The organism is Streptomyces sp. NRRL WC-3549 (assembly GCF_000721935.1).
In the GTDB taxonomy this organism is placed as follows: Bacteria; Actinomycetota; Actinomycetes; order Streptomycetales; family Streptomycetaceae; genus Streptomyces.
Map to the genome: position 1 here is coordinate 787 of NZ_KL585444.1, position 2,719 is coordinate 3,505.

General features: G+C 73.0%; 1 protein-coding gene. It reads right to left on the reverse strand.

Annotation, left to right across the window (positions count from 1 at the left end):
- Window positions 1-298: 298 nt before the first annotated feature.
- The coding region (locus IH13_RS0134145; RefSeq protein ID WP_037843222.1) for a cellulose binding domain-containing protein at window positions 299-2,719 on the reverse strand (2,421 nt) is incomplete at its 5' end.

The window sequence follows — 2,719 nt, forward strand, 5'->3', positions numbered from 1 at the left end:
CCCCGCCCCGGTGGCTCCGGCTCCGCCGACCCGGGCGGGTACGGGCGGGGCGCCTGTACCGCCCGAGAGCACGCCGCGACTGCCCGGGCGGGACGTTCCTGAGGGGGGCCCAGGCCCCGGACGGGTCCCGGCCGACGGGGAGGGGCCGGTGCGTGAGGTGTGACCGTCATCGTCCCGCGCCGACGGCCGCGCGGTGAGCAACTACCCTTCACCGGGGCGACAGCTGACGGGCCGTCGGTGAGTGCCGCGCGGGGCCCGGCGTACCGCCGCCGGACCCCGCGCGCACCCGCCGGGTGCCTCAGCGCACCGCGCAGGCCTCACCGTCGAGGGTGAACGCGGTCGGCTCGGCGTTGCTCCCCGTCCAGCTGCCGGTGAAGCCGAAGCCCGCCGAGGAGCCGGGGGCCACCCTGCCGTTCCAGCCGGCATCCGTCACGGTCACCTTCGCCCCGTCCTGCCGGTGCGAGGCGTTCCACATCTGGCTGATGCTCTGCCCGCCGGGGAACGACCAGCCGAGCTGCCAGCCGTCGTACGCCGCGCCGCCGGTGTTGGTGACCGTCACATCGGCCTGGAAGCCGCCCGGCCACTGGTTGGTGACCGCGTACGTCACCGCGCAGGGGGCGTCCCCGGGCTGCTCGGGACCCGGGTCGGTGCCGGGGCCGGGGCCCGGGTCCGTGCCGCCGCCGCTGTCCGAGGGCTCGCCCACCTGGATTCCACGCCCGTTGGTGGAGACGTAGACCCGCCCGTAGACCCGCGGGTCACCGGTGATCGCGGCGCCGGTCCAGCCCCACTGACGGGCGTCGTCGTTGATCCTCGTCCAGCTCGCACCGGCGTCCGTGGACCGGAAGATGCCGCGCACCCCGCCGATCTTCGCGCTGACGAAGACCGTCCGGTACGAGGCTCCCGGCGCCGCCTTGCCGAAGCCCACGCTGTCGGCCTGCTCGACTCCGGCGAACCGGGTGAAGGTCGCCCCGGAGTCGGTGGAGCGCCACAGGCCGTACGCGCCGGTGTCCGATCCGCCCGCGAACCAGAGGTCGCCCTCGGCGCCGGGCAGTGCCTGGAAGCGGACGTTGCCCTCGGCCGGCAGCCCGGTGGCCTCGGCGGTGAAGGTGGCGCCGCCGTCGGTGGAGAGGTAGAAGGTGCCCGCCTTGAACCCGTAGAACTTCTTGGGGTTCTCGCGGTCGGACTCGACGGTGGCGCCGGCGGGGATGCCGGTGGACGCGGCCCAGGAGGTGCCGTACCCCGTGGTGTGGTGGACCCCCGCGCCCTCCGGGCTCCAGACGAAGCCGCTGCCGTCCGCCGCCGCCGCGACCGTGCCCCCGCCGGTGACGCCCGAAGGTTCCGCCCCCTGGAACCAGTTGGCCCCGTTGTCGGTGGAGAAGCCGATGTGCGGGGCGGTGCCGGAGTCACCGACCCGGACGACCGTGCCGGGCGAACGCTCCGCGAAGTCCAGGCTGGTGGTCGTGTCGAGGTTCGGAGAGGTGTACATCATGGCCGGTACCGCGTCGAGGTCCGTGTGCCGGAAGCCCCCGATGTCGCCGAGCGCGCTCAGCAGGGGTGCGCCCGACGGCGGGCTCGCCAGGTCGTTGACGGCCGTCTCCTCGATCCCCTTCACCATCGGCGTGATGCTGAGGGTCCCGCCGGAATCCCAGGCGGTGAGGTTCTCCGTGCCGTAGACCGTCGCACCGGTGCCGTACATCATCCGGTCGGAGTCGAACGGGTCGATCTCCAGCGCCTCCGTCATCCAGCCCAGCTTGGGGGCGGTCTCGGGCGGGGCCGGGTCGGCGCCCCAGGAGAGCCACGGGACGGAGGAGACGTCCAGGGTGTAGCGGTTGGAGCGGTTCGGGTAGCCGTCGTAGTCCCATGCCTGGGTCCAGGTGGCGCCGCTGTCCGTGGAGCGGAAGATCTGGGTGTCGGGCCACCAGGCGCTGTAGGCGGCCGCCATCAGGGTGCCGGGCTTCTGCCGGTCCACGGACAGCCCGCCGAAGCCGTAGAAGGTGTCGGCCTCGGCCACCGGGCTGACGTCCTTCCACTCACCCGACGCCGTGTCGTACCGCCAGATCCGGCCCTTGCCGCCGTCGTAGGGGCCGCCCGTGTCGCTCAGCGTCACATAGAGGTGGCCGGTCGCGGAGTCGAGTACGCCCTTGTGCGCGAGGTAGCCGGTGGGCTGGCCGGCGATCCGCGACCAGGTGGTGCCGCCGTCCGTGGAGCGGTAGACGGTGTTCTCCTTGTCGGCGACCCCGACGTAGACGTCCTTCGTGACACTGCCCGCACCGCCGGAGCGCTCGTCGAACGTCACCCAGACGATGCCCTGGCCGTCGTTGCCGTATCCGCTGGTGTCGGACGGGTCGGCCACGTAGTCGCCCGGGTTGGGGAAGGCCGTCACCTCGGACCAGGAGACGCCCGAATCGGTGGACCGCCAGAGTCCGTTGCCGCTGGGCGCGCCCAGGTACAGCACGGAGTTCTTGTTCGGATCGACCGCGAGCCGCTCCCCCATCCCCCGTCCGGGCATGTTGCCGCCGAGCTTGAAGGGGAGGGTGGCCGCCTTCCAGGAGGCGCCACGGTCCGAGGAGCGCAGGACCGCGCCGTTCGTCGGGTCCCAGCTGTTGGTGTACGTGCCCACGGCGGCGTACACGTTGTCCGGGTCGGCCGTGTCGGAGGCGAGGCTCACCACCCCCGTCCACCCCCACCGCTCCCAGTCCACCCAGTCCAGCATCGGCTT